This is a genomic window from Streptomyces sp. NPDC089799 (assembly GCF_040684755.1).
Lineage (GTDB): Bacteria > Actinomycetota > Actinomycetes > Streptomycetales > Streptomycetaceae > Streptomyces.
In genome coordinates this window covers 24,887-48,813 of the sequence record NZ_JBFBGR010000031.1, presented here as the reverse complement: position 1 = coordinate 48,813, position 23,927 = coordinate 24,887, and the positions used below count along the sequence as shown (strand labels likewise).

Annotated in this window: 21 protein-coding genes and 1 pseudogene; 8 read left to right on the top strand and 14 right to left on the bottom strand. The window is 75.2% G+C overall.

Features of this window, described 5'->3' with window-relative positions; translation table 11 throughout:
• Position 1: 1 nt before the first annotated feature.
• Entirely contained in the window at positions 2–415 is a 414-nt protein-coding gene (locus AB0O36_RS28255; RefSeq protein WP_365115068.1) for a universal stress protein, read from the top strand.
• A gap of 45 nt (positions 416–460) precedes the next feature.
• Here AB0O36_RS28255 and AB0O36_RS28250 read toward each other — a convergent pair whose 3' ends face one another.
• The 9 genes and pseudogenes from AB0O36_RS28250 to AB0O36_RS28210 all read right to left on the bottom strand — a co-directional run bounded on the left by AB0O36_RS28250 (position 461) and on the right by AB0O36_RS28210 (position 9,617).
• Positions 461–1,621 (bottom strand): VWA-like domain-containing protein, encoded by a 1,161-nt coding sequence (locus AB0O36_RS28250; protein WP_365115131.1) that lies wholly within the window; start codon positions 1,619–1,621, stop codon positions 461–463.
• 205 nt (positions 1,622–1,826) lie between these two features.
• Positions 1,827–3,020, bottom strand: a complete 1,194-nt coding sequence (locus AB0O36_RS28245; RefSeq protein WP_365115067.1) for an AAA family ATPase — start codon at positions 3,018–3,020, stop codon at positions 1,827–1,829.
• Positions 3,017–4,762 carry an ankyrin repeat domain-containing protein gene (locus AB0O36_RS28240; protein ID WP_365115066.1) on the bottom strand — a complete coding sequence of 582 codons (1,746 nt, stop codon included), beginning with the start codon at positions 4,760–4,762 and terminating at the stop codon, positions 3,017–3,019. The genes AB0O36_RS28245 and AB0O36_RS28240 overlap by 4 nt, the downstream gene beginning before the upstream one ends.
• Positions 4,759–5,901 carry a gala protein gene (locus AB0O36_RS28235; protein ID WP_365115065.1) on the bottom strand — a complete coding sequence of 381 codons (1,143 nt, stop codon included), beginning with the start codon at positions 5,899–5,901 and terminating at the stop codon, positions 4,759–4,761. Before AB0O36_RS28235 ends, AB0O36_RS28240 begins: the two co-directional genes overlap by 4 nt.
• Positions 5,902–5,967: 66 nt before the next feature.
• Positions 5,968–6,040 (bottom strand): annotated as a pseudogene (locus tag AB0O36_RS28230).
• 39 nt (positions 6,041–6,079) lie between these two features.
• The gene (locus tag AB0O36_RS28225) at positions 6,080–6,634 is read right to left on the bottom strand and encodes an AAA family ATPase (protein WP_365115064.1); all 555 of its coding nucleotides are present in this window, start codon (positions 6,632–6,634) and stop codon (positions 6,080–6,082) included.
• On the bottom strand, positions 6,631–7,236 hold the full coding sequence (locus AB0O36_RS28220; RefSeq protein ID WP_365115063.1) for a gluconokinase: 606 nt from the start codon (positions 7,234–7,236) through the stop codon (positions 6,631–6,633). The genes AB0O36_RS28225 and AB0O36_RS28220 overlap by 4 nt, the downstream gene beginning before the upstream one ends.
• 31 nt (positions 7,237–7,267) lie before the next feature.
• The gene (locus AB0O36_RS28215; RefSeq protein WP_365115062.1) at positions 7,268–7,645 is read right to left on the bottom strand and encodes a VOC family protein; all 378 of its coding nucleotides are present in this window, start codon (positions 7,643–7,645) and stop codon (positions 7,268–7,270) included.
• 7 nt (positions 7,646–7,652) lie between these two features.
• Positions 7,653–9,617 (bottom strand): ABC transporter ATP-binding protein, encoded by a 1,965-nt coding sequence (locus AB0O36_RS28210; RefSeq protein WP_365115061.1) that lies wholly within the window; start codon positions 9,615–9,617, stop codon positions 7,653–7,655.
• 134 nt (positions 9,618–9,751) lie between these two features.
• Here AB0O36_RS28210 and AB0O36_RS28205 point away from each other — a divergent pair, with 134 nt between their 5' ends.
• The 3 genes from AB0O36_RS28205 (at position 9,752) to AB0O36_RS28195 (ending at position 14,402) form a co-directional block, all read left to right on the top strand.
• Positions 9,752–11,875, top strand: coding sequence for an AMP-binding protein (locus AB0O36_RS28205; RefSeq protein WP_365115060.1), 2,124 nt, complete (start codon positions 9,752–9,754; stop codon positions 11,873–11,875).
• 116 nt (positions 11,876–11,991) lie between these two features.
• Positions 11,992–13,737, top strand: coding sequence for a serine/threonine-protein kinase (locus AB0O36_RS28200; RefSeq protein ID WP_365115059.1), 1,746 nt, complete (start codon positions 11,992–11,994; stop codon positions 13,735–13,737).
• Between the two features lie 215 nt (positions 13,738–13,952).
• The gene (locus tag AB0O36_RS28195; protein WP_365115057.1) at positions 13,953–14,402 is read left to right on the top strand and encodes a CU044_2847 family protein; all 450 of its coding nucleotides are present in this window, start codon (positions 13,953–13,955) and stop codon (positions 14,400–14,402) included.
• Here the strand turns inward: AB0O36_RS28195 and AB0O36_RS28190 are convergent.
• Complete coding sequence (locus tag AB0O36_RS28190) at positions 14,390–16,216, bottom strand: GNAT family N-acetyltransferase (RefSeq protein ID WP_365115055.1); 1,827 nt, start codon at positions 16,214–16,216, stop codon at positions 14,390–14,392. The two genes, AB0O36_RS28195 and AB0O36_RS28190, sit on opposite strands and share 13 nt — an antisense overlap.
• Before the next feature lie 75 nt (positions 16,217–16,291).
• On the opposite strand from AB0O36_RS28190, the gene AB0O36_RS28185 reads away from it, so the two are divergent.
• Positions 16,292–16,714 (top strand): DUF350 domain-containing protein, encoded by a 423-nt coding sequence (locus tag AB0O36_RS28185; RefSeq protein WP_365115053.1) that lies wholly within the window; start codon positions 16,292–16,294, stop codon positions 16,712–16,714.
• Positions 16,715–16,893: 179 nt separating this feature from the next.
• On the opposite strand, the gene AB0O36_RS28180 is transcribed toward AB0O36_RS28185, so the two are convergent.
• Complete coding sequence (locus AB0O36_RS28180; RefSeq protein ID WP_365115052.1) at positions 16,894–17,283, bottom strand: hypothetical protein; 390 nt, start codon at positions 17,281–17,283, stop codon at positions 16,894–16,896.
• Positions 17,284–17,572: 289 nt separating this feature from the next.
• The gene (locus AB0O36_RS28175; protein ID WP_365115050.1) at positions 17,573–18,490 is read right to left on the bottom strand and encodes a MurR/RpiR family transcriptional regulator; all 918 of its coding nucleotides are present in this window, start codon (positions 18,488–18,490) and stop codon (positions 17,573–17,575) included.
• A gap of 307 nt (positions 18,491–18,797) precedes the next feature.
• On the opposite strand from AB0O36_RS28175, the gene AB0O36_RS28170 reads away from it, so the two are divergent.
• Positions 18,798–19,733 (top strand): AEC family transporter, encoded by a 936-nt coding sequence (locus AB0O36_RS28170; RefSeq protein ID WP_365115049.1) that lies wholly within the window; start codon positions 18,798–18,800, stop codon positions 19,731–19,733.
• A 161-nt stretch (positions 19,734–19,894) separates the two neighbouring features.
• On the opposite strand, the gene AB0O36_RS28165 is transcribed toward AB0O36_RS28170, so the two are convergent.
• Positions 19,895–21,019, bottom strand: a complete 1,125-nt coding sequence (locus AB0O36_RS28165) for a phosphotransferase (RefSeq protein ID WP_365115048.1) — start codon at positions 21,017–21,019, stop codon at positions 19,895–19,897.
• 51 nt (positions 21,020–21,070) lie between these two features.
• On the opposite strand from AB0O36_RS28165, the gene AB0O36_RS28160 reads away from it, so the two are divergent.
• Positions 21,071–21,553, top strand: a complete 483-nt coding sequence (locus AB0O36_RS28160) for a hypothetical protein (RefSeq protein WP_365115047.1) — start codon at positions 21,071–21,073, stop codon at positions 21,551–21,553.
• Between the two features lie 183 nt (positions 21,554–21,736).
• The gene (locus AB0O36_RS28155; protein ID WP_365115046.1) at positions 21,737–22,234 is read left to right on the top strand and encodes a hypothetical protein; all 498 of its coding nucleotides are present in this window, start codon (positions 21,737–21,739) and stop codon (positions 22,232–22,234) included.
• Between the two features lie 105 nt (positions 22,235–22,339).
• Here AB0O36_RS28155 and AB0O36_RS28150 read toward each other — a convergent pair whose 3' ends face one another.
• The gene (locus AB0O36_RS28150; RefSeq protein WP_365115129.1) at positions 22,340–23,923 is read right to left on the bottom strand and encodes an IucA/IucC family siderophore biosynthesis protein; all 1,584 of its coding nucleotides are present in this window, start codon (positions 23,921–23,923) and stop codon (positions 22,340–22,342) included.
• Positions 23,924–23,927: the final 4 nt, after the last annotated feature.

The window sequence follows — 23,927 nt, the reverse complement described above, 5'->3', positions numbered from 1 at the left end:
GATGGCGGTGGTCCTCGGCTACGACGAATCCCCCGGCGCGGAACGGGCCCTGCGGGTCGCGCTCGAGGTCGCGGCGGCCTTCGGAGAGCCACTGGTCCTGGTGTACGGGGCGGCCGCACCGGGCGCGCTCGGCGAGGAGTACCGCGCGCACCAGGAGGCGATCCGCCAGGTCGGCCGCACGGCCCTGGCACACGCGGTCGAGGCGGCCGACGAGGCCGGCGTCCCCTCGACGGTCGAGATCGTCGACGAAAAGCCGGCCCAGGCCCTGCTGGACGCCGCCGAACGGCACGGCGGCCGGGTGATCGTGGTCGGCAGCTGGGGCGAGAGCCCCATGCGCGGTGCCCTGCTCGGCTCCACCCCGCACAAACTGCTCCACCTCTCCCGCCTCCCGGTCCTCTGCGTCCCCACCGACTAGCCGGAAGCGGGCGGGACGTACCGGCCCGCCGTGGGGACGGGGAGGTCAGCCGCCCGGGGTGACGTGGACCGTTTCGACCCAGGACGGGGGTCGGGGGGCGTTCTCGCCGATCAGGGCGGCGATCAGGCGGCAGGAGGGCAGTTCGTCCGGCCACGGGGTGTGTCCGTCGGTCAGCACGATGACGATGCCCGGGCGGTCCGGGACGGCCAGGGCGGCGGCGATGCCCACCCGCATGTCCGTTCCGCCGCCCCCGGCGAGGGCGATCCGGTCGGTGCCGGTCACCCGCGAGACGGTGTGCACGTCGGCATCGCAGGCGAGGACGGCCACCCGGTTGCCCCGGATGCCCACCTGCCGCAGCACTCCCGTGACCTCGCCCAGTGCGGCGGCCAGGTCGTCCGGGCCCATCGACCCCGAGGTGTCGATCACCACCGCGACCCGCGGCAGCGGCCTGCGCAGGCTCGGCAGGACGACCCCGCGCAGCGCGGGAGTGCGGCGGGAGGGCCGGCGGTAGGTGTAGTCGACCGCGCCCGAGGCCCAGGCGGCGGCCTCCCGGACCGCGCCCGAGAGCGCCTGCCGCCAGTCGACGGTGGGCTCCAGGAGCTCCTCGGCCCAGCGCTGCCAGCCGGCCGGCAGGCGTCCGCGGGTGCGCTGGTGGGCGCGCACGGCCTGGGCGGTCGTACGGCGCAGGGCGTCGGCCTCGACCGGGCCGAGCCGGGCCGGGCCCGAGTCCTCCGGCAGCTCCCACGGTGCGGGCGCGCCGTGGGCGCCGGAGCCGCAGTCCGGGGCGCGGACGGTCGGGGTGGGCGGGATCGAGGGCAGGTAGCCCTCGAACAGCCCGCCCGTGGGCAGGCCGAAGTCCTTGGGCTCCACCCGGCCGGCCGGCAGCGCGATCCCGTCGGCGAGCAGGTCGTCGTTGATCTCGCAGTCCTGGGCGATGTTGACGCGTACGGCGTCCCGCTGGTCGGCGGCCGGCAGCCGGTCGGCGCGCCCGTGGTGGTCGCGGAGCAGGTGCGCCACCTCGTGGATCCACACGCCGGCCAGCTCCGCCACCGGGGTGGCGTCCACGAAGCGGGGCGAGACGTAGCAGCGCCAGTGCCGGTCCACGCCCATGGTCGGGACCCGGGTGGAGGGCACCACGGTCAGCGCGTACAGGGCGGAGGCGAGGTACGGCCGGTCCTCGGCCGCCCGGTAGCGGGCGGCCAGCAGCTTCGCGGTGTCGAGGTGTCGCCCCGCGTCGTCCCCGGGCGGTCCGGCGTGCTCGCAGGCCTGTACGGAACCGCCCGGCACGGGACCGCCCGGCACGGCGCGTCCGGGGGGCTGCCCGGCGTCCCCGGCTCGTACGGCCCCGCCGGGCGGCCCGGAGTCCCCGGGCCGCGCCGCGCGTTCGGGTTCGGCTGTGGCCACGGCCCGGTCAGCCGCCGCCCGGCAGGGCGCCGGCCAGCTGCAGCAGTTCCACGAAGGCGTCGATGCCCTCCGGCACCGGCCACTCGGGGTTCCGCATCGCGGCGAGGTCGGCGGCCGCCCGTGCGGCCACGTCCGGCACGCCCGCCTCCACGGCCTTGGCGAGCACGGCCCAGGCCGCCTCCCAGCGCTCCCGGGTCAGTTCGGCCTGTACGGCCGCCACCACGGCGATCAGGAAGGCGAGCTGCCGGTCCCCGCGCTGCGGCAGGGCGAAGGCGTCCGGGTGGGCCAGCACCCGGTCCGGATCGGGCAGGTCGAGGTGTTCCAGGTACGAGAGCAGCTCCAGGCCCGCACCCTCGCCCACCGCGCCGGTGAGCGCGGCGGCCAGCGCCTCGCGGCCGACCCCGGCGGCGTACCCGGTGGCGAGCAGCCGCAGCGCCATCTCCCAGGTGCGCGGGGAGGGCCAGGCCCGCCCACGGCCCTCCGCCTCGGCGGGCAGGTGGTGGACCAGCCCGGGCCGGGCGGTCAGGAAGCCGGAGATGACACCGCGGGCGCGGGCCACCGCACCCGGGGCCCGGGCCGGATCCACCGCGGGCACCGTCAGCTCCGGCCAGATGCCCGCCATGCCGCGCGCCACGGTGCGCGGCCGGTGCGTCCAGTCCAGGTGGACGAAGCGGTTGGCCAGCGGCGGGCTGAGGTGCCAGCCGTCGGCGGCGCTGGAGGGCGGGTTGGCGGCGGCCACGATGCGGACCGACTCGGGCAGCACCAGGCTGCCCACCCGCCGCTCCAGCACCACGCGCAGCAGGGCCGCCTGAACTGCGGGCGGTGCGGAGGACAGTTCGTCGAAGAACAGCAGACCCTGCCCGGTACGGGCCAGCCGGACCGCCCAGTCCGGCGGTGCCATCGGTACACCGGTGGTGGCCGGGTCGTCTCCGACGATCGGCAGCCCGGCGAAGTCGGAGGGCTCGTGGACGCTGGCGATGACGGTCTCCAGCGCGACGCCGAGCCCGGCGGCCAGCTGCTCCATGCCGGCCGACTTGCCGATGCCCGGCTCACCCCACAGCAGGACCGGCTGGTTGGCCGTCACGGCCAGGGCCAGCGCGTCCAGCTGGGGGTTGGTGGCGGGCTCGGTCCGGGTGGCACGCAGGCGGGCGTTGAGGGCGTCGGCGGCGGCCAGCGGTTCCGGGAGGGGCGTGCCGCTCACTCGTCGTCCTCCTCGTACTCCTCGCGGTCGTCCATCCAGTCGTCCCACCACTCGTTCCCGAGGCCGGGGAACTCCTCCCGGACCCGGTCCCTGAGGAAGCCGAGGTCCTCGCGGCGGTAGCGGCGGATGATCTGCGCCAGGGACGTGTCCATGGCGTCGACGACGTCGATCCGGGCCCCTGCATCCACGAGCGCCCGCACCAGCCCCGGCGACCCGCCGTAGGTGACGGCCATCAGCAGCGGGGTGCGCTCGGTCTTGTCCTCGGCCTCGATGCCGAGTCCGGCCGCCAGCAGCCGGGGCAGCAGCTCCTCGTGGTCGAGGAGGTGGAGCAGGTGGAGCAGGGTGCGGTCGTTCGGCAGCTTGATCCGCGGGTCGACCCCGGCGTCGAGCAGGGCGAGCACACCGGGGGTGTCGCCGTGCTGGACCCGCTGCCCCAGCTCCCGCCGCTGCTCGCGCAGCGCGCGCGGCAGCCTGCCGTCGCCGGTGGTCACCGTCTGCCGGACGGCGAAGCAGCCGGCGACCGCGCCGCCGAAGGCGCGCAGCGCCTCCTCGCGCTGCCGCTCCTGCGGGGTGTGCGGCATGTCGAGTTCGCCGCCGTGGAAGCGCACCTCGTGCCACTCGCCGCGGCAGCGCACCCGTACGGGCGCCGGAGCCGCCGGGGCGGGCGGACCGGCGGCGGGCCCGGAATCCGGGAACAGGGAGGCGGCGACCAGCGGGTGCAGTTCGGCCGGGGTGATCAGGCCGGCGTGCACCAGGTGGAGGTCGGGCAGGGGCTGCCGGGCGTGGCCGGGCAGCACTGCCACCTCCTTGACGTCCTCGGCGTGGACGACGCGCGCGTGCACCGGGTCCCCGGCGCCCGTGCCGGACGGCTCCAGCAGAACGGCGCGGCGCCAGCCGCCCAACGCCTTGAGCCGGTCCGCGCCGCCGGCCGCCGCCAGCCGGCGGACCTCGCCGGCCAGGCGGCCGAGGTCGAACCGGACCTCCCGGAACATCCTCGACGGCTCGGCCCGGTAGGACCCGGACCGCACCTCCGGCGGGGTCAGGTCGACTTCGACGCCCGCCGCACGGAACGCCTCGTCGTGCTCGCCCCGGTCCCGCAGGAGCGTGACCCACTCGGCCCGCGCCGCCGGGTCGGCGGCACCCGGGTCCTCGACGGGGTACTCGTCCGGTGCGAGCGGGGTGCCGTCGGCACGGAAGAACGGCAGCCGGTCCGCTCCGCCGGAGAGCCTTGCGCGCAGCCCCGCCGCGTGCCGGGCGTCCCAGAGGTCGCGGGCCTGCGTCCAGTTCGCGCCGGACTGGGCGAAGCGGGTGCCCAGGGGCGCGCACACCAGCCTCAGCCGCTGCGGCCCCTCGCTCATGGGCGTGGTGTGGACCCAGAGGCCGAGCACCTCCGGCGATCCGGCCTCCGGGCCGTGGCACGCGAGCAGGACGCGGAGGTCCGTGTCCAGCGTCGTACGGCCGCCCAGCAGCCGGGGCAGGTGCCAGCGCACCAGGTCCGGTGCCAGATGGCGCAGGTCCTCGGCCACCGCCGCGGCGGCGCTCTCCCCGAACCGGGCGGCGAGGTCGTCGAGGTCGATGTCGTGGTCGACGGCGGCGGCCGCGCACGCGGCCCGCCAGTCACCGGCCAGCCGGTGTTCCGTGGCCTGCTCGATCATCCAGCGGGGAACGGCGTAGCGGCGGACGCGCAGCCACACCGACACGTCCTCGGGGTCGAGCCCGCCGGGCAGGGGCGTCCGCTTCACCGGTACACGCTGCCGATCGCACGCAGGTCGGGGTGGGCGGCACGGGCCGGCCGCAGCCGCTCCGCGAACGACCGCTTGACGCGGCGCGGCAGCCCCGGACCCAGGCCCACGTACTCCAGGGGGGAGTCGTCCGGCACGGCGGCGAGCAGCGACTTGGCGCCGCGCCCGGTCAGGCCGGTGTGGCACAGCTCCAGCCGGCGCAGCGGACTGCCCGGCAGGGCGGCGGCCAGGGCCTGCACACCGGCGTCCCCGGTGGCGTTCGGCGGCGAGCCCAGGCTGCGCTCCGACATGGGACGGCCGAGGTCCAGGGCCTCGATGCCGCCGAGGGCGGCGGCCAGCGCGCGCGCCCCGTCCGGGCCGATGCCGTTGCCGCCGAGTCCCAGGCGCACCGGCCGGTCCGCGGCCGCCGCCGCGGCGGCCAGGACCGCGGCCCCTTCGTCGCCGAGGTGGTTGGCCGGCAGGTACAGCTCGCGTACGCCGGCCCCGGTGATCAGGGCGGCGAGCAGCGGCGCGGCGTCGGGGCCGAGGCCGTTGCCGCCCAGGAAAAGGCGCTCCAGGGGCGCCTGGCGTTCGGTCAGGGCGTCCAGGAGGAGCCGGACCCCCTCGGCGCCGAGGCCGGTGTTGACCAGGTCGAGGGTGCGCAGGGCGGAGTTGCGGCGCAGCAGGCCGGCCAGGGTGCGCGCGCCGTCCACGGCGACCGGGTTCCGCTTGAGCCACAGGGCCCGCACGGAGGTGTCGCCGTCCAGGGCGCCGGCCAGCGCGGCGACCCCCTCCGGGCCGATCCGGTTGCAGCCCAGGTAGAGCGTGTGCAGGCCGTGGCCGGGTTCCGCGGACAGGGCCCGGGCGAGCGCCGAAGCACCCTCGTCCCCGATGGAGTTGGTGCCCAGCAGCAGGTGCGAGGCATGGGCCGAGGCGGCGGCGAAGGGCAGCAGCCGGGCGGCGCCGTCCGGGCCGAGCCCCTGCTTGCACAGGTCGACGCGGCCGTCGGCGCGCAGCGTGCCCAGCGGGTACGTCTCGTCCTCCGCCACCGGCCGGTCGTCCGCCAGCCGCGCGAGCAGCGGGTCCAGCATGGCCGGGTCGGCCAGGGGCAGGTCCGGGTGCTCGATCGCGGGGCACCGTACGGGTATCGGCTGGGTCATCACCGCTCCACCGGTCCTTCGCCGGTGACCGGCGTCCACAACGAAACGTACGAAAAGGCAAGGTGACAAGGCCGGTCGGATTTGAACCGACGTCCTCCAGCTTGATGCGTGGGCGCGACGACCTCTGCGCTACGGCCTTGTCGCGGGTGATCATACTGGCCCCGCGGCCGAAAATCGATCACGGGTTTGAAAGACGCCCCTCCGCTTGTGAGCGGAGTCTCCGGAAGGCGGTCGGCCGCGGCCGGTGCGGGAGGAACTCCGCGATGCGCAGCGCGCAGCCGGCGGGGGAGGAGGCCCCCGAGTCCACCTCCAGGTCGTACACGCCGTGGGCGTGCACCCGCTCCAGCTGACCGGCCGCCAGCCCCTCCGGCCGGTCCCCGCGGGCCCGTTCGCGCCGTGCCAGCTCCTCCGGCGGGCAGTGCACCCCGACGAAGAGCACCTCGTCCGGCTCGAACAACCCCAGGCAGTCCCGCAGCCGCCACGGCTCGCTCAGCACGTGGTCGACCACCACGTGGTTCCCGGCCGCGGCCATCCCGGCGACCGCGCGGTGATAGCCCTCCCAGGTCCGCCGGAGCAGGGCGGGCACCTCCTCCGGCGGCAGGTCCTTCCGGGCGCGCATCGCGTGGAAGGCGTCCACCGGCAGGTGGAACCAGACCTCGTCCAGCACCCGGAGCAGCTCCCGGGCGATGCTCGACTTCCCGGAACTCGACGTACCGTTCAGGAATATGATCACCCGTCGATGATGCCCGGTCCGGGCGGTCCGGGCGGTGCGGGCGGTGCGGGCGGTGCGGGCGGTCCGGGCGGTGCCGGCGGTGCGCCGCGCAGGGCGGCCAGCGCGCGGGCCGTGATCTCCTCCGGCGTGCCGGTGACCTCCACGGTCACCCCGCGCTCGCCCGCCTCCAGCGGCTCCAGCGCCGCGAACTGCGAGTCCAGCAGCGAAGCCGGCATGAAGTGCCCGGTGCGCGCAGCCAGCCGGTGCCCGATCAGCTCCCGGTCACCCGCGAGGTGGACGAAGACCGCCCCGGGCGCGGCCGCCCGCAGCCGGTCCCGGTAGACCCGCTTGAGGGCCGACGCGGACACCACCCCGCCGCCCTCCCCGGGCCGGCCGCGCGCCCCCGCCCACGCGCCGACGGCATCGAGCCACGGCGCCCGGTCGGCATCGTCCAGCGGCACCCCGGCGGCCATCTTCGCGACGTTCGCTGCCGGGTGGAACGCGTCGCCCTCGGCGTACGGGAGCCCGAGCGCGGCGGCCAGGAGCCGTCCGACCGTGGTCTTCCCGCACCCCGAGACCCCCATGACGACCAGGACCGGTCCCGTACCGGCGGAATTGCTCATGCCCCCACCCAACCGCATCGCCGCGGACGGGTCAGCGGGCGCCCCCGCGCGGAACCTTCTGCTGCACCGACCAGCGATTGCCGTCGGGGTCCTCGACGTACACGAACGACCCCCACGGATGGTCCTCCACCGCGCTGACCGCGATGCCGCGGGCGGTCAGCACGGCGTGGGCCTCCTCGATGTCCTCCACCACCACCTGCAGGTTGTCCAGCGAGCCCGGGGCCATCCGGGTGAGGCCCTTGCCGAGGGCGATGGAGCAGGCCGAGCCGGGCGGGGTGAGCTGGACGAACCGGACCTCCTCGCTCACCGTCACGTCGTGGTCGGCGTGGAACCCGGCCCGCTCGTAGAAGGACTTCGCCCGGTCGACGTCCGTGACGGGCACCATCACGAGTTCCAGCTTGATGTCCATCGCCCCATCATGCGCCCGCCGGCAGGGGCCCGCCCGCCGCACCCGCCGGATGCCCGCCCGCCGGGGCGCCGGACGGGTGCCCGCCGTCCCGCCGCCCGCCGTCCACCGCACCGCCCGGCTCGAACTGGGTCCGGTACAGCTCCTCGTAGCGTCCGCCGGCGGCCAGCAGTTCCGGATGCGTGCCCCGCTCCACGATCCGCCCGTCCTCCACCACCAGGATCTGGTCGGCCGCCTGTACGGTCGACAGCCGGTGCGCGATCACCACCGCGGTCCGGCCCGCCAGGGCCTCGCCCAGCGCCTCCTGCACCGCCGCCTCCGAGGTCGAGTCCAGGTGGGCGGTCGCCTCGTCCAGCACCACCACCCGCTGCCGGGCCAGCAGCAGCCGGGCGATCGTCAGCCGCTGCCGCTCCCCGCCGGAGAGCCGGTAGCCGCGCTCACCCACGATCGTGTCCAGGCCGTCCGGGAGCGAGGCGACCAGCCCGTCCAGCCGGGCCCGGCGCAGCGCCTCCCAGATCTCCTCCTCCGCCGCGCCCGGCCGGGCCAGCAGCAGGTTCGCCCGGACCGACTCGTGGAACAGGTGCCCGTCCTGGGTGACCATGCCGAGGGTCTCGCGGACCGAGTCGGCCGTCAGGTCCCGTACGTCGACCCCGTTCAGCCGGACCGTCCCGGAATCGGCGTCGTACAGCCGCGGCAGCAGCTGCGCGATGGTGGACTTGCCCGCCCCCGAGGAACCGACCAGGGCGATCATCTGCCCGGGCTCGGCCCGGAAGGAGACCTCGTGCAGCACCTGGGTGCCGCCCCGCGCATCCAGGGTCGCGACCTCCTCCAGGGAGGCCAGCGAGACCTTGTCGGGGGAGGGGTAGCCGAAGGACACCGCGTCGAACTCCACCGACACCGGCCCGTCCGGCACCCGGCGGGCGTCCGGCCGCTCCTCGATCAGCGGCTTCAGGTCGAGGATCTCGAAGACCCGCTCGAAACTGACCAGCGCGCTCATGACCTCCACCCGGGCTCCGGCCAGCGCGGTCAGCGGCGCGTACAGCCGGGTCAGCAGCAGCGACAGCGCGACCACCGCGCCCGCGTCCAGGCTGCCGCGCAGCGCGTAGTACCCGCCGAGCCCGTAGACCAGGGCCAGTGCCAGCGCCGACACCAGGGTCAGCGCGGTGATGAACACCGACTGGGCCATCGCCGTGCGGATGCCGATGTCCCGCACCCGGGCCGCCCGTGCCGCGAACTCGGCCGACTCCTCCGCGGGCCGCCCGAACAGCTTGACCAGGGTGGCGCCCGGCGCCGAGAACCGCTCCGTCATCTGGGTCCCCATCGCCGCGTTCAGCTCCGCGGCCTCCCGCTGCATCCGGGCCATCCTGGCCCCCATCCGGCGGGCCGGCAGCACGAACACCGGCAGCAGCACCAGCGCCAGCACGGTGATCCGCCAGGAGATGCCGAGCATCACGGTCAGGGTCAGCAGCAGCGTCACCGAATTGGCCACCACACCCGAGAGGGTGTTGCTGAACGCCCGCTGCGCCCCGATGACGTCGTTGTTGAGCCGGCTCACGAGCGCACCCGTACGCGTCCGGGTGAAGAAGGCCACCGGCATCCGCTGCACGTGGTCGAAGACCGCCGTCCGCAGGTCCAGGATCAGGCCCTCGCCGAGAGTCGCCGACAACTTGCGGGTGAGCAGGCCCAGTCCCGCCTCGGCCACCGCGATCACCGCGATCAGCAGGGCGAGCCGGGTGACGGTGCCGGTGTCCCGGCCCTCCACCATGGCGTCGACCACGCGGGCCGCGAGCACCGGAGTGGCCACTGCCAGCAGCGCGGTGACCACGCTCAAGAACAAGAACAGCGTCAGACCGCGGCGGTGCGGGCGGGCGAAGGCGGCGACGCGGCGCAGACCGGCCCGGGAGAACGGGCGGCGGTCGGTCTGCGCGTTGATCGCGCTGTGCAGGGACGTCCAGGCGGTGACTTCCATATCCATGCCGTCGACGGTAGGACCTCGACCGCCCTTGAGGTCAATGTTTTCCGGCACCCCGTGCAACAGGGCCGTCTCCATCCCAACACCCTTGTGTACCAAGCCGGTCCGCTGTCGGCGGCCGGTGGCATCATCGGGCCATGAAGCAGGAACCCGAGTCGAAGCGTTCCGGTCCGGAGACCTCTGCTCCGGACACCGCCGACAGCGTCCTCCACCGCTTCGAGCAGTGGGCACTGGACACCCCCGATGCGCCCGCCGTCGTCACCGGAGGGACGGTCCTCACCTACCGGGAACTCGACCGCGCGGCCACGCGGCTGGCTGCCCGGCTGCGCGCCGAGCGCCCGCCGGCCGGCGCCGTCATAGCCATCGGCGTACCCGGTACCGCCGAGGCGGTGACGGGGGTGATCGCCGTCCTCAAGGCCGGTGCGGCCTACGCCCTGGTCGACCCCGAGGCGGCCGTCACGGCCGTCCGGCAGCTCACCGCCCTCAGTCCGTACGTGCTCGTCACCGACTCCCGCCACTGGGCCAGGCTGGACTCCGGGCGGGGCCCGCGGGTGATCCCGATCGACGGAGAGCCGGCCGCCGAAGCCTCCGCCTCCCCGGACTCCGCAGACTCCTCCACCTCCCCGGCCTCCGCCGGAGCCTCCGCCTCCCCCGACTCCTCCGGCCGAGGGGCCCGCCCGCCCGCCGGGGCGTCGCGCGTGCCGGGCCCCCGCCGCTATCCCTGGACGGTGGCCTGGGAGGCCAACACCGTGCTGTTCACCGGCGGGCCCGAGCCCCGGCCCGTACGGGTCCGCCAGGGCCGACTGCTCGCCGCCCTCGACGGGTGGATCCGTACGGCCGGGTTCGGCCCGGGCGACCGCCACCTCTTCACCGCCCGCCCGGACGTCACCGCCTTCGCCGCGGGCTGGACCCGCGCCCTGTGCACCGGCGGCACCCTCGTCGCGCCCGGCCCGCGGCCCCCGGTCCCCTACGACGCCGGACTCCGCCGTCTGATCGGCGCCGAGCGGGTGACTGTCCTGCACACCGACCCGGGCGGCCTGGCCGGCCTGCACGATGCCGAGACCCCCCGGCCACCGGAGCTCCGGACGCTCCGCCTGGTCACCGTCACCGGAGACCGCCTCCACCTCGACGAACACATCGCGGCACAGGCCCTGCTGCCCGACGGCGCCCGCCTGCTCAGCGTCTACGGCACCGCCGAGACGGCCGGCACCGGCACCTGGTTCGAGCTGTCCCAGCTCGGCGGGCCGGTGACCGACCCCGCCCGCCACAGCCTGCTCGGCAGGCCCTTCCCCGGCTGTGGCGCGGACGTCCGCGACGGCGAGATCCACCTCGGCCCGCCCGGCGGCGGTGACTTCGTCCCCACCGGCGACTTCGGCCGGTACCGCCCCGACGGACTGCTGGAGTTCACGGGACGGGCCGTGGACCGCTTCGACTTCGGCCACCGCACGGTGGACCCGTACCGGATCGAGGCGTTCCTCCGCGAGCACCCGGCCATCGGAGGAGCCCTCGTCGGAGCCGTCACCAACGGGAACAGGCAGCGCCTCGTCGCGTACGTCGTACCGGACACGACCGCCCCGGGACGATCCGGCGCCCCGACCCGGATGCCCGACGACACCGAACTGCGCGCCCACCTCAAGGGCCGGCTCAGCGCCCAGGACATACCGGCGACGGTCGTCCGGCTGCCCGGGCTGCCCCGCGACCGGGCCGGCCGGGAGGACCGTGGGGCGCTCCCGCTGCCCCCGGCGCCCGACAGCGGTCCCGGCTCGGGCAAGTACGGCGCCGCCTTCGTGTCGAATCCGCTCGGCGGGGCAGGCTGCATCACCGTCCTGGTGGCCCCCGTGGCCTTCGTCCTCACCTTGGGCATCTGGCCGGGCTCGACCGACCTGTCCGGCGTACCGGGCCCGTGGGCGTTCCTCTTCTTCCTGCTCTACGTCTTCGAGTGCCTCGCCTTCGGCGCGGGCGTCGCCCACCTCTTCGTCGGCCGCGCCCCGATGCTCCGCACCGGACGGCCCCGCCGCCTGACCGTGGCCGCCCACCTCTCCATCGCCTACCTCCTGATGGCATGGTGGCCACAGGACAACTCCTACCGCCTGACGGCCAAGACGGACTGGCCGATGCAGGCCCTTCTCGTCTACGCCTTCAACATCCCGCTGATGATCGCCGCCGGGATCGTCGCCGTCTGGGCCACGACCAGGCCGACCCGTCCGGCCGGACCACGGGACGGCGGGCGGGACGGCCGACGGGACGGCCGAGGCGGGTGAGCAGGCCCGCACCGGATCCGGGCGACCGGGCGGGCGGGCCCTTCCACGGGGCCCGTCCCGTCCGCCTGCCGACCCCCGGAACCGAGAGGTCCGGAGAGTCCCTACGATGTGCAGCCATGGATACGAGTGAGGGCGGCAGACGCCTCGTCGACGGCCGCTTCGAGTTGATCTCCCGGCTGGGCAGCGGAGGCATGGGCACCGTGTGGCGGGCCCGGGACACGGCATTGCAGCGGGACGTCGCGCTGAAGGAGGTGCGGCCCGCGGACCCGGCGCTGATCGAGGCCCGGCCCGACATCGCGCTGCAACTGCGCCAGCGCGCCATCCGTGAGGCGCAGGCCCTGGCCAGGCTCGCCCACCCCAACGTCGTGTCCATCCACCACATCGTCGAACCGGACGACGGCTCGCACCCGTGGATCGTCATGGAGCTCGTCCAGGGCGGCTCCCTCCACGACCGGCTGGCCCAGGGGCCGCTGCCGGTCGACGAGGTGGTCCGGATCGGCCTGGACGTGCTGTCCGCGCTGCGGGCCGCGCACGCGGCCGGGGTGCACCACCGAGACGTCAAGCCCGCCAACGTGCTGCTGCGCCCCGACGGCAGTGCCGTCCTCACCGACTTCGGCATCGCGGTCCTGCCCGAGTCCTCCGGCCTCACGGCCACCGGCGACCTGGTCGGGTCCCCCGAGTACATCGCTCCCGAGCGGGTGCGCGGCGAGGAGGGCAACCCCTCCTCCGACCTCTGGTCGCTCGGCATGACGATGTACGTGGCCGCCGAGGGCGTCCACCCGCTGCGGCGGGCCACCGCCATGGCGACCGTCGTCGCCGTGCTCGACGAGCCCCTCCCGTACCCGTCGCGTTCGGGCGGGCTCGCGCCGGTGCTGTCCGAACTCCTCGTCCGCGACACGAAGACACGGCCCGACGCCGCACGCCTGGAGACACTGCTGCGTGCCGTGCCGGCCTCGGGCGCGCCCGCCGCCGTGCCGCCCACGCCCCCGGCCGGCAGCCCGGCCGTGGGCCCCGGCCACTCGACGGGCGGACAGCCGACCGTACCGACGGGATACGGCCCGATGGCCGGCTACGGCTCCCCGTCGAACGGCTTCGGCCCGCCGGGCGGGATGACCACGACCCCGGTCGGCCTGGGCGCTCCGGCCGCCCCGCCCCTTCCGCCCACCCGGCGCGGGGTGCCCGTGCTGGTGTTCCTGGTGGTGATCGGCGTCCTGCTGGCCGGCGCCGTCGGCACCGTCAACTGGCTGCTGCCGGACGGCGACGACGATGCCAAAAGCAGCGGGACGACCTCGGCCGGGCCCACCGGTGGCAGCGGGCCGGGCAGCACCCCGAGCACCTCCGGGAGCGGGCCGAAGAGCAGCCCCGCAGCGACCAAGGGCGGCGGTACCGGCACCGGCACCACCGCGGACGACCCGGACGACCTGCTCACCGCCGCCGGCGGCAAGGCCGTGACGGCGGCCGTGCGCGACGAGACCGGCAGCGCCAACGTCGTACGCCTGTCGATCTACGGCGAGTACGCGATGGTCAACGTGCCGGTGAAGTCCCCGGCCAACGGCTACGACAGCTACCGGTACCAGGGCGGCATGTCCCGCTTCGGCCCCGGCGGCACCGTCACGGACGGGTCCGAGCCGATCGACCTGGACAAGGTGAACTGGGACGTGCTGCCCGGACTGATGCAGCAGGCCGAGAGCAAGCTCAAGGTGGAGAAGCCGACGATGCGCTACGTGCTCGTCGAGCCGGACCTCTTCGCCAAGGACGAGCCCCGGATCAAGATCTACCTCACCAACGACTACCACGCCACGGGCTACCTCACCGCTGACCTGAACGGCAAGGTGAAGCAGGTCTACCCCGCCTCCTCCTAGGAGCGCTAGGAGCGCGCACGCACCGCCGCCCGTGGGAGCCGCGCTCCCACGGGCGGTCGTACCTCCGGGCGGCCCACCCCCGGATGCGGCCGGAGGCGCCCGCCGCGATGCTGGCCACACCGCCGCGCCCGTTGGCGTACCCGGAGGCGCACCCATTGGCGCACCCGGGGGCGGACGCGGCAGGCAGGCGCGGAAGGCGAGACTGGGGAGGCGTCATGGCATCTCTGACGCGCGTTCCGCTGGACGGCGGCGGCTGGATCCTGGTCGAACAGCCGGACGGGCCCGTCGGGGAGGGTGCGCTGGAGGAAGGCCGTCTCGGCGCAGCCGTCCAGGACCTGCCGCACACCCTGCGCGAAGCCCTGGAACCGGTCACCGAGGCCGCCCGGATCGCCCTCGACCAGCTGCGCAAGGCCCGGCCGGACGAGATCACGGTCGAGTTCGGCCTCGACCTGGCCGTCGAGGCCGGCGTGGTGATCACCAGGAGCCGCGCCAACTGCCACCTCAACGTGAGCATGCGCTGGAAGCACGAGACCGCGCACCCGCACCGCCCGGCCGATCCCCCCGACCCCCGGTCCGACCCGCCATCCGACCCGCCATCGGACCCGCAATACGACCCGCAATCGGACCCGCAATCCGACCGCCGGTCCGACGCTCAGTCCGGCTGATACGACCCGTCGCCGAACATCCGCCCGAGGGCCCGCGCCTCCTTCCGGACCCAGGACTCCGCCGCGTCCACCGCCGCCGACGTGTGCGCGGCGACCAGTACGCCCAGGTACGGGGCGGGGGCGAAGGCGGCCGTCGCGATGACCGGCAGGAAAACGGCGCCGAGTTCCGCGCAGCCCCGGGACAGGGAGCGGAGGAACGGGCCCAGCTGCGGGTCGGCCAGCCGGGCGCCCAGTTCCACCCGGTCCAGGACGCGTACGACGTGCTGCCCGCCCCGTACGTCGTCCAGCCGGGCGGCGGCCATGAAGGCGATCGACGGGCCGGTCAGCCGGAGGTTGGTCTCGACCGGGGCCAGGCGGCCCCGGTCGTCCGCCACGAAGTCCACGTCGAACCAGCCCCGGTGACCGGAGGCGGCCAGCTCCGCCCCCACGGCCCGCCCGAAGGCGAGCAGCGGCCCGAGGAACGGCTCCGGGACCACCCCGGGCCCCACCGTCGCCCCGCGGTAGCCGGTGCCGACCACGTGCATCACCGCCGCACCCACCTCGTGCACCCTGCCACCGGCGTCCACGAATCCGTCGTACGTCAGGTCGCGCACCGCGGAGTCCGGGCCGCGCGCCATGAACTCCTCCGCCAGCAGCGGGCCCCGGGGCAGGCCGCGCAGCACCGCACGGGCCCCGCCGGCCTCCCTGACCCGCTCCGCCGTGACCACGGTGGTCCCCGAGCCGCCGACGCCGTGCTCGGACTTCAGCACGGTGTCCAGGCCCTCCCGCGCCCGTGCGGCCAGCAGCCGGGCCGCGGCCCGGCGGTTCCGGGCGGCCCACTGCCCCGGCACCACGATCCCGGGATGCGCCCCGCCCGCGGCCAGCCGCCGGAACAGGGCGTTCGAGGCCGCCTTGGACTCGTGGAGCAGCGCCCCGGCCGGCAGCGGCAGGCCGGACAGCCGGCCGAACTCCTCGGTCCGGCCCCACGGTACGAGCGGCAGCCCGAGCCCGCGCAGCCGCCCGGCCAGCGCCGGGCGGGCCGACACCGCCGCGGACAGGCCGGGCCCGGCCCCGTCCGCCAGGCCCTCGTACAGCTCGACCGGATCCCATGCCAGCTCCCGGGAGAGCAGGTCCAGCCAGCCGGACGGGACGGGCAGGGGCAGCACCAGGGCTGCGGGGTGGGGGCTGTAGAGGGCGGCCAGCGAGGCGTAGTGGTGGGCGGCGTACTGGGAGGAGTCCAGCGAGGGATCGCGGAACTGGGCGTTGAACTCGGCCACGTTCCCCAGGTGCACGGCCCGCTCGCCGCCGGTCCAGGCCGCCGTCCAGCCGGCCGGCGGAGGCAGTTCCACGGTGAACCGGACCAGCCGGCCCGCCGCGGGGTCCTCCCGTGACGCGGCGGTCTCCGCCCCTTTCCCGGGCACCGCGCCCATCGTCCGGTAGAACCCCGCCGCGTGCGGATCGGCGTCGACGAGCAGCCGTCGGAAGCCCAGTTCCCGGGCCCGCCGCAGGACGTACCGGTACAACGCGCGCCCCACGCCCCGCCCGATCGCCTCCGGTTCCACGAACAGCAGGCCCAGCACCGCGTCGGCGGCGCCGGCCGGGCCCTCCAGCGAGGCGACGCCCCGTATCCCCGGTACTCCGTTCGGGTCTTCCGCGACCACGATCCGGCGGCGGCCGACCTCGGCCGCCCCGATGCGCAGTTCGGCCTCCCAGGAGGCGAGCCGCTCCTCCCCGTACCCCCAGTGCGCCTTGGAGCGGCGGACCAGCGCCGTCAGCGCCTCCGCCTCCTCCGCCCGTGCGGCCCGTACCCGCATGAAGCACCCCTCCCCGGCCATCGGCTTTCCGCCATCCGTGCGATAGATTCACCTTCCCATCCACCCCGTCCCACCACTCCGGAGACAGGCTTCTCAATGAGCGACATCATCAACGGACTTGGCCGCACCTCAGCCTTCGGTGCCCTCGGCCTGGTGCTGCTGATCCTCGGCATCGTCCTGGTGGACGTGCTGACGCCCGGGAAGCTCGGCCGGCAGATCTGGGAGGACCGGAACCGGAACGCCGCCATCCTGCTCAGCTCGGCGCTGCTCGGCATCGGTGGCATCGTCTTCACGTCGATCTGGACCACGTACCACGACTTCGGCAAGGGCCTGGTGGCCACGGCGGCGTTCGGCGTCCTCGGCCTGGTGCTGATGGGCGTCGCGTTCCTGGTGCTGGACCTGGTGACGCCGGGCAAGCTGGGTGCCATAGTGGTCGATCCGGAGCCGCACCCCGCGGTCTGGGTGACGGCCTCCTGCAACATCGCGGTCGCCGCCGTCGTCGCGGCCTCCATCGCCTGAACCGGCCGCCGCGCACCGCGCGGACAGGCCGGGCACCGCACTGACCGGTTGCGCGCCGGGCCGCTCGGCCCGGCCGTCACACCGGGGACACCCCCGGATCCGCTCCTTCGGATCCGGGGGTGTCCTTTTTCCGGTCCGGCCGGCCCTGGGGAATGAGCCGGCCGGGGACCAGGCGCCCCTCAGGGGCGGGCGGCCGACGGGCGTGCGAGGGCCTCGCTCACCAGGCGGATGCCCCGGGCGAGACGGTTCAGCTGCTCGAGCTCGACGGCGTACATGCGGATCGAGTTCTCTATGACGCCCTCGGCGACGCCCAGCGCGGGAAGTTCCTGCCGGCTGGTGTGCAGGGCCACGCGTACGGCGCGGATCTCGTGCTGCACCTGGAGCTGCGCGTGGCGGGCGAGCAGGACGTTGTGGCGGGTGAGCGTCGAGTAGCCGGCGTAACGGGCCGGCAGCAGGTCCCGCAGCCAGCGGGCGGCGGTGCGCTCCCAGTCGTGCGTGCCGGGGGCCTTCACCTGACAGGGCCAGTCCGGGCTGAGTGCGGTGCGTACCGCCTGAACGGTCTGAGGCATTCTCGTCGCTTCCGAGGGGTCGAACGGTATCGAGAGAGGGGAGGCGGCCTCGGCCCAGGGGGTGACCGAGGCCGCCTGTGCGCCGTGCGGGATGTGGGGCCCGTCCGGCGCATCGACGGGCCGGCGTGAGGAGGAGTCGCCGGCCGGAGTGGTTCGCGTGGCCTGAAGTAAACATATATACCGTCGAGTAAGCAAGGGAATGAAAAATTTCATGTGTCGGGTGGGTATGAAAATCCACCCGGACCGGGCGAACCGCCCTCCCGCTCGAAAAAACGAAGGCCGACGGGACCTAAAGGAAGAAGCCGTGCTGCTCGGCGACCTGCTCGTAGTTCTCCAGCCGCGCCTGCGTCCGCTCCGGATCGGCGTCCGCCATGGCCTGGAGCACCGCGGCCGACAGGATGTTCGGCGCCGCGTAGGAGTCGAAGACGAGCCGCGAGCCGGTGGCGGCGGTCAGCGCCACGTCGGCCTCCTCGACCAGCGGCCCCAGCGTGAGGTCCGTGATCAGCGCGACCCGCAGCCCGGCGCTCCGCGCCGCCTGCAGGGCCGCCAGGGTCTCCTTGGCGTGCCGGGGCATCGCGAAGGCCAGCACCCAGGTCCCGCCGGCCGCCCGGGCCTGCATCAGCGTGTCGTAGGCGACGCTGCCGCCCTCCGTGATCAGACGGACGTCGGGGTGGATGCGCCGGGCCGCGTACGCGAAGTAGTGCGCGAGCGAGACCGAGATCCGCAGGCCGAGCACGGTCACCGGCACCGACCTGGCCAGCTCCCGGCCGAGGTCCAGCACCTGGTCGGTGTCGGCGAGCAGCCGGCGGACGTTCTCCAGGTTCGCGATCTCGGCGTCCACGGCAGCCTGGAGCTCGTTGCGGCGGATCTCCTCGCTGCCCTCCGGGGTCCCGGCCACCGCACTCAGGGCGATGGGCTGCAGCACCTCGCGCAGGGCCGGGTAGCCGCTGAAGCCGAGTGCGGTGGCGAACCGGGTCACCGAGGGCTGGCTCACGCCGACCCGCTCGGCGAGCTCGGTGATCGACAGGAAGGCGGCCTCGGTCAGGTGGTCGATCAGGTACTGGGCGATCCGCCGCTGGCCGGGGGAGAGCCGGTGCCCGTTGAACAGGGCGCGGACCCGGTCGGCCGGGGCGCGTTCGTGCGCCGGCGCCTGGCCGCTGGGTGTGATCGCGGCCGCTTGCGCGCGTGCCCGCTGCCCCGATGGCACCGTCGTGCCTCCTTTTTCCGCCACTCGTGTCCAACATATCCCACCCGCCGCCGGTGGCCGGGCATATGACGGCACCCGTCCACGCTCCGAGACGGCGCGCCCGGTCCGCCGTCCCCGGCCCGCCGGGGCACGTCAACCCTGCGCGCCCCGGCCCGCACTGACGCCCCGTCGGGACACCCGCCCGGGGTACCGGCGGGACCGTGATCACGGCGGCGTAGGCTCCGGACCGCACCCACAGGTGCGACGGCACGGGGCACGTACGCCACCACGCGTACGGCCGGGGACGGAACGGGACGGGGCGCGGCACATGGGTACGGCAGCGGCACTGGAAAAACTGATACCGGTCATCCTGGCCTTCGGCGGGGGAGTCCTGCTGGCCCGGCGCAAAGTGGTCCCGGCCGAGGCGTCCCGGGTCTTCGCCGACTACGCCTTCCTCTTCGCCGTCCCCTGCTACCTCTTCGGGAACATCTACGCCAGCGACCTCGGCGCCCTCTTCCACTGGCGGGCGATCCTCGGCTACGCGACGGCGGCGGGCGTGGCGGTGGTCGGGGTCGGGCTGGCCGCCCGGCTGTACGGCGGCACGGGTGCCCGCGGGGCCGCTCTGCGGATCATGGCGGCGGTCCAGGTGAACACCGCCTACTTCGCCGTCCCCGTGTTCATCACCCTCTTCGGGACGGCCGCGCCCGTCTTCCCCGTCCTGCTGTTCCAGGTGTGCGTGCTCTCGCTCGTGGTGATCACGGTGATGGAGTTCGGCCGCCCCGGCAGCGGTGGCCGGCCGCTGCGGGCGGTCGCCGCCTCACTGACCACCCCCCTGGTGCTCTCCTGCAACGCCGGCATCGTGCTCAACCTGCTCTCCGTGCCGCTGCCGGGGCCGCTGCTGGACGGCTTCTCCTTCGTCGGAGACAGCGCCTCCCCGGTCGCCCTGTTCGCGCTCGGCCTGCACCTGGGGGGCCTGGGGCTGAACCTGCGGGGCACCACCGCCGAGGAGGCCGCGATCGTCGCCTTCAAGTGCCTGGGCTTCCCGCTGCTCACCTGGGCGGTGTGCGGCGGGCTGTTCGGGGTGTCCGGCGACTGGCTGGCGTACCTGGTGCTGCTGGCCGCGATGCCGACCCCGCAGAACCTGTTCATCTTCGCGCAGCGCTACGAGATCGACGTCGACCTGTCGGCCGCGCTGGTCATCAAGAGCTCGGTGGCGGCGCTGCTCCTGCTGCCGCTGTGGGTGCAGTGGGCGGCCCTGGTCTGAGCGCGAGGCGGCGCCTCCTCACGGCCGACCGCCCGAGCGGCCGACCGCCCGAGCGGCCGACCGCCCGAGCGGCCGACCGCCCGAGCGGCCGACCGACTGAGCGGCAGGGCCTCGTCCCGTCGTCCGGCCGTCGGTCCCCCCGCTGTCGGTCCTGACGGCCGTCAGTCCTCCGGCCGCTCCTCCGGGACCGCCGTCCGGGCCGCCGGCCAGCGCTCCCGCATCCGCTCCCGCAGCGCTCCGCACAGCCGGGCGGTCGCGGAAAGCTCCGGCCTGCCCTCCGCCTGCCGGGCCACCACCCCCAGCCGGTGTACGAGGCGCTGCCGGGCGGTGGCCGTGCCCCAGGACCAGTCCCGGGAGGCCGCCCGGTCCAGATGGTCCCGGCCGTCCCGGCGCGCGCGGGGCACCAGCGCGTCCCCCCGGATCAGCCAGCCCGCGCAGGCGTCCGCCAGCCCGTCCGTGTCCGGGTCCTCGCCGGTCTCGGCCCGCCACGCCGCCCGGTAGGCGGCCTCGGCGCGGTCGAGCAGCGGCTCCGCGGCCGCCGTCACGCACCAGCAGGTCGGGAAGCCGATCCGCAGGTACGCCAGCTCGGTCAGCCCGCTGCCCAGCGAGGCCTGCTCGAAGTCCACGAACCGGATCCCGTCCGGGGTGTGCAGGTCGTTGCCCGGGCAGGGGTCCCCGTGCAGCAGTGCATGCCCGGGCGCCTGCGCGAGCCGTTCCAGCAGGGCCGACAGCTCCTCGCGGGCCCCGGCCGGCGGAGTCACGCCCAGCCGGTCCGCCAGCCCGAGGAAGGCGTCCGCGTCCCGCTCGCCCGGCCCGGACCAGCGGGGCAGCCCCGTGCCGTCCCCGGCCCGCCCGGCGGCGTGCAGCCGCGCCAGCGCCGCCGCGTACCCGACGGTCCAGTCGGGGGCGGGCCGCCCGTGCTCCAGGTGCTCCAGCACCAGCACCCGGGCCCCGGGGTCCACGGCCAGCACCTCCGGCACCACCGGGACCCGGTCCGGCCCGCCGGACCCGCCCGGCCCGCCGGCCCCGCCGGACCCGCCCGGCGTGCGCCGGGCGGCCAGCCGCAGGGCCGTGACCTCCCGCCCGAACCGCTCCCCGGCATCGGGCCCGCCGACGGCCTGCTTCACCACCACCGGCCCGTCGTCCAGCTCCACCCGCCACACCCGCGAACGGGGACTGCTCCCCACCCGCCGGGCCCGCCGCGGCGTCCCGAGCCCCGCCCACAACTCCGCTGCGCCCGGCACCCGGTGCCCGGGCAGCACACCTCTGATCCCCTTGACGGCCATGGCAGGGATCCTCACACGATGACGCCTGCGCCCGCCGGTCGTTTACCGGACATGGAGTTGCTGCCGAGCACTGCCGCGCCGGGGATGGGAGAGCGGGCCGACGCCGTCGCGGAGGCCGCCTGCCACCTGTGTGACGCCGCCGGGCCGGGCCGCTGGAGCCGGGCCGCCGCCGAGGACGCCGTGGAGGCCATCGAGGCGACCGCGAACGCCCTGGTCACCGCCCGGCCCGGGGCCGAGCTGATCCTTGCGGCCCTGCACGCGGCCGTGGCCGACCTCCGCCGCCACCTCTCCCTGCCGCCCGCCGACCCGCTCGACGCACCGCCCCTCCCGGCCGGCCCGCGGACCCTCGGGAACCCCCGGCGGGCCCGGCTGGGCCCGAAGCCGGCTCCGCCACAGCACCCGTCTCCCGGCCGGGACGGTGCGGATCCCGCCAAGGCAAGGGTGCCCGCACCCGCGCCCGAATCGGCAGCCGTACCCGCATCGGCATCCGCATCCGCGGCCCCGGGGTCGCAGAGCGCGGTGGGAGACCGGTGATGTGCCGTGGTGCATGGTGCGCCCGGGATGGCAAGGTCGCCTGGAAAGCCATGAACATGCGAATTCAGGCCGATCAGGCCTGAATGATTGCTTCCTCCTCTCGCGCTCTTCAAGGCTCCCTCCCAAGGGGGTCGGCGGCACGCCACACATGCCACCGCCCCGCAACCGAGTGAGGGGAAAACCTTGAAGATCCGTATGCACGTGGCCGGCGCGGCCGCCGTACTGGCCCTCGCGGGCGCCTTGGCCGCTCCCGCTTCGGCGGCGCCTTCCGATGCGGACTGGCGGTCGCACTACACCAAGGCGGAGGTCCGCAAGGGCGGCGGCGCCGCCGAGGGATCCGGTGCACGGGCCCTCGGCGCGCAGAGCTACAACCTGACGCGTTACGGCTACACCGGCACGTTCCAGGACGGCTCGCGCGTCATGGACGTCAACTGGTTCGGCTCCGGCCGCTACGAGAGCTTCGGCATCGCGCCCGGACGCAGCATCTGGCACGCCTGGCCGGGCAGCGGCTCCTGGAAACAGATGCCGAACGGCGGGCTGGCCGACGACACGTCCAACGCCTACGAGAACCGGTCCACCGGGCAGCGGGTCGTGGAGGTGTGGGTGGCCGGCAGCAACTCGCTCTGGTGCATCTCCGACCCGGGCAACGGTGTCTGGGGCGGTTGGTGGAACTGCACCTGACAGGCGCGCGGCGATGAGCCGGACGGCTGAACCCGTCGGCCGCGCATAGTCGGATCCGGTGTCCGGCCCCCCGCGGGGGGCCGGACACCGGCACGTCGGGGCAGTTCAGGCCAGCGGGTTCGGGACCGTCGTCCACTGGTCGCCCGGGGTGCCCGGGCTGAGCCGCATCAGGGTCAGTGCCTTCGTCGGCAGCGGCCGGGTGCGCAGGGCCAGGGCGTCCGCGCTGTCCGGGAGTTCCGCCGAGGCGGCCTCCAGGGCCTCCCCGAACGCCTCCGCCGACCCCGTCGCGCCGGCCAGCGCACCGGCCAGCAGCGCCCCGAACAGCTTCCGCCGCAGTGTGGTCACGTCGTCCGTGACCAGCCGCCCCGAGAGCGGCGGCACCGCCAGCCCGTGCCGTGCCAGCCGCGCCGGACTGATCCGTACGTCGGCCAGGTCGCGGTAGACCAGCCGGACCGGCGCACCCGACGGGGAGAGCACCACCAGGAGGTTCTGGCCGTGCGCCTCCAGCGCCACGCCGAGATCCAGCACCCGCAGGCAGGCGCCCACGGCCAGCCGTGCGAACTCCGCGGTCCAGCCGGGGGACCGGGGCAGCCCGGTGGCGGCCAGCGCCCCCACCGGCACCACCCGCTCGCCCGGAGCCGCGTACACCTCTGGTGCCTCGCGCAGCACCGCCGCCAGGTCCGGGGTCCGTGCGGTGGCCGCGCCCAGCGTCCGGGTGAACTGCAGCCGCCCGTCGAGGCGTTCCGCCAGGGCCCCGGCGAACTCCGAGACCGCCGCGGCCGTTTCCACCGAGTACACCGAGATGTCCCGGACGGAGGAGGTCAGCCGGCTGCTCAGCGCCGTCTTGACGTGCGGTGCGGGCCGCCCGCCGGATGCCTCCGCCCCCGGCCACGCCCCGGCGGCCGGAGCCAGGGTGCGCAGGGACATCAGCGGATGCGCCGCGATCCCGGACCCCGGCTCCGGCACGGACTTCAGCACGTGCTCGGCCTGCCACGGGTGCACCGGCACCAGGATCCGCCCGGCGTCCCGCAGCGCGTCCGGCCAGTCGCCCGTCACCAGGCTCTCGTCCGCAGGGACGGCCGCCAGGCCCAGCTCCACCACCCCGCCGTGCTCCGGCCCGTAGGCCAGCTGCTCGGCCACCGAGAACCCCGGGCGGGAGCGGCAGTTGGGGTGGTACGGATGCCCGTCGACCACCCGCTGCTCCCACTCCCAGCCCGCCCCGTACGCATCGCGTGCGCCGGACCCCCCGCCGCGGGCGGCGGCCGACGCCAGCGAGAGCGCCAGCGAGGCGGTGCTGTGGTCGAGCTCGGCGGCGAAGCCCGAGCCCGCCGGCAGCCCCAGCGCCCGTACCAGCGCCGCCGCGTCCCGGAACTCCCGCCCGTCCAGGCGGACCGCCGTCACGTACGCCCCCGTCGCGAACGGATCACAGCGGGGACCGCGCAGCCGCGCGCCCCCGGCCAGCAGCAGCTCCGTACCGTCCGCGCCGTCCTCCCGCCGCACCACCCACGGCAGCGGGTCGATCGTCAGCCCCCGCCACAGCCGGGTCAGGACCGCCGCCCGCGCTCCGGGCAGGGCCGCACCGTACCCCGGCAGCAGGGCCGGCCGTACGGAGGCCAGCTCGCCGGCGACCGCGTCCTCGGCGGGCGATCCCGCGCCGTGCCGGCCGCGTCCGTCGTACCGGTGGTCCATGTAA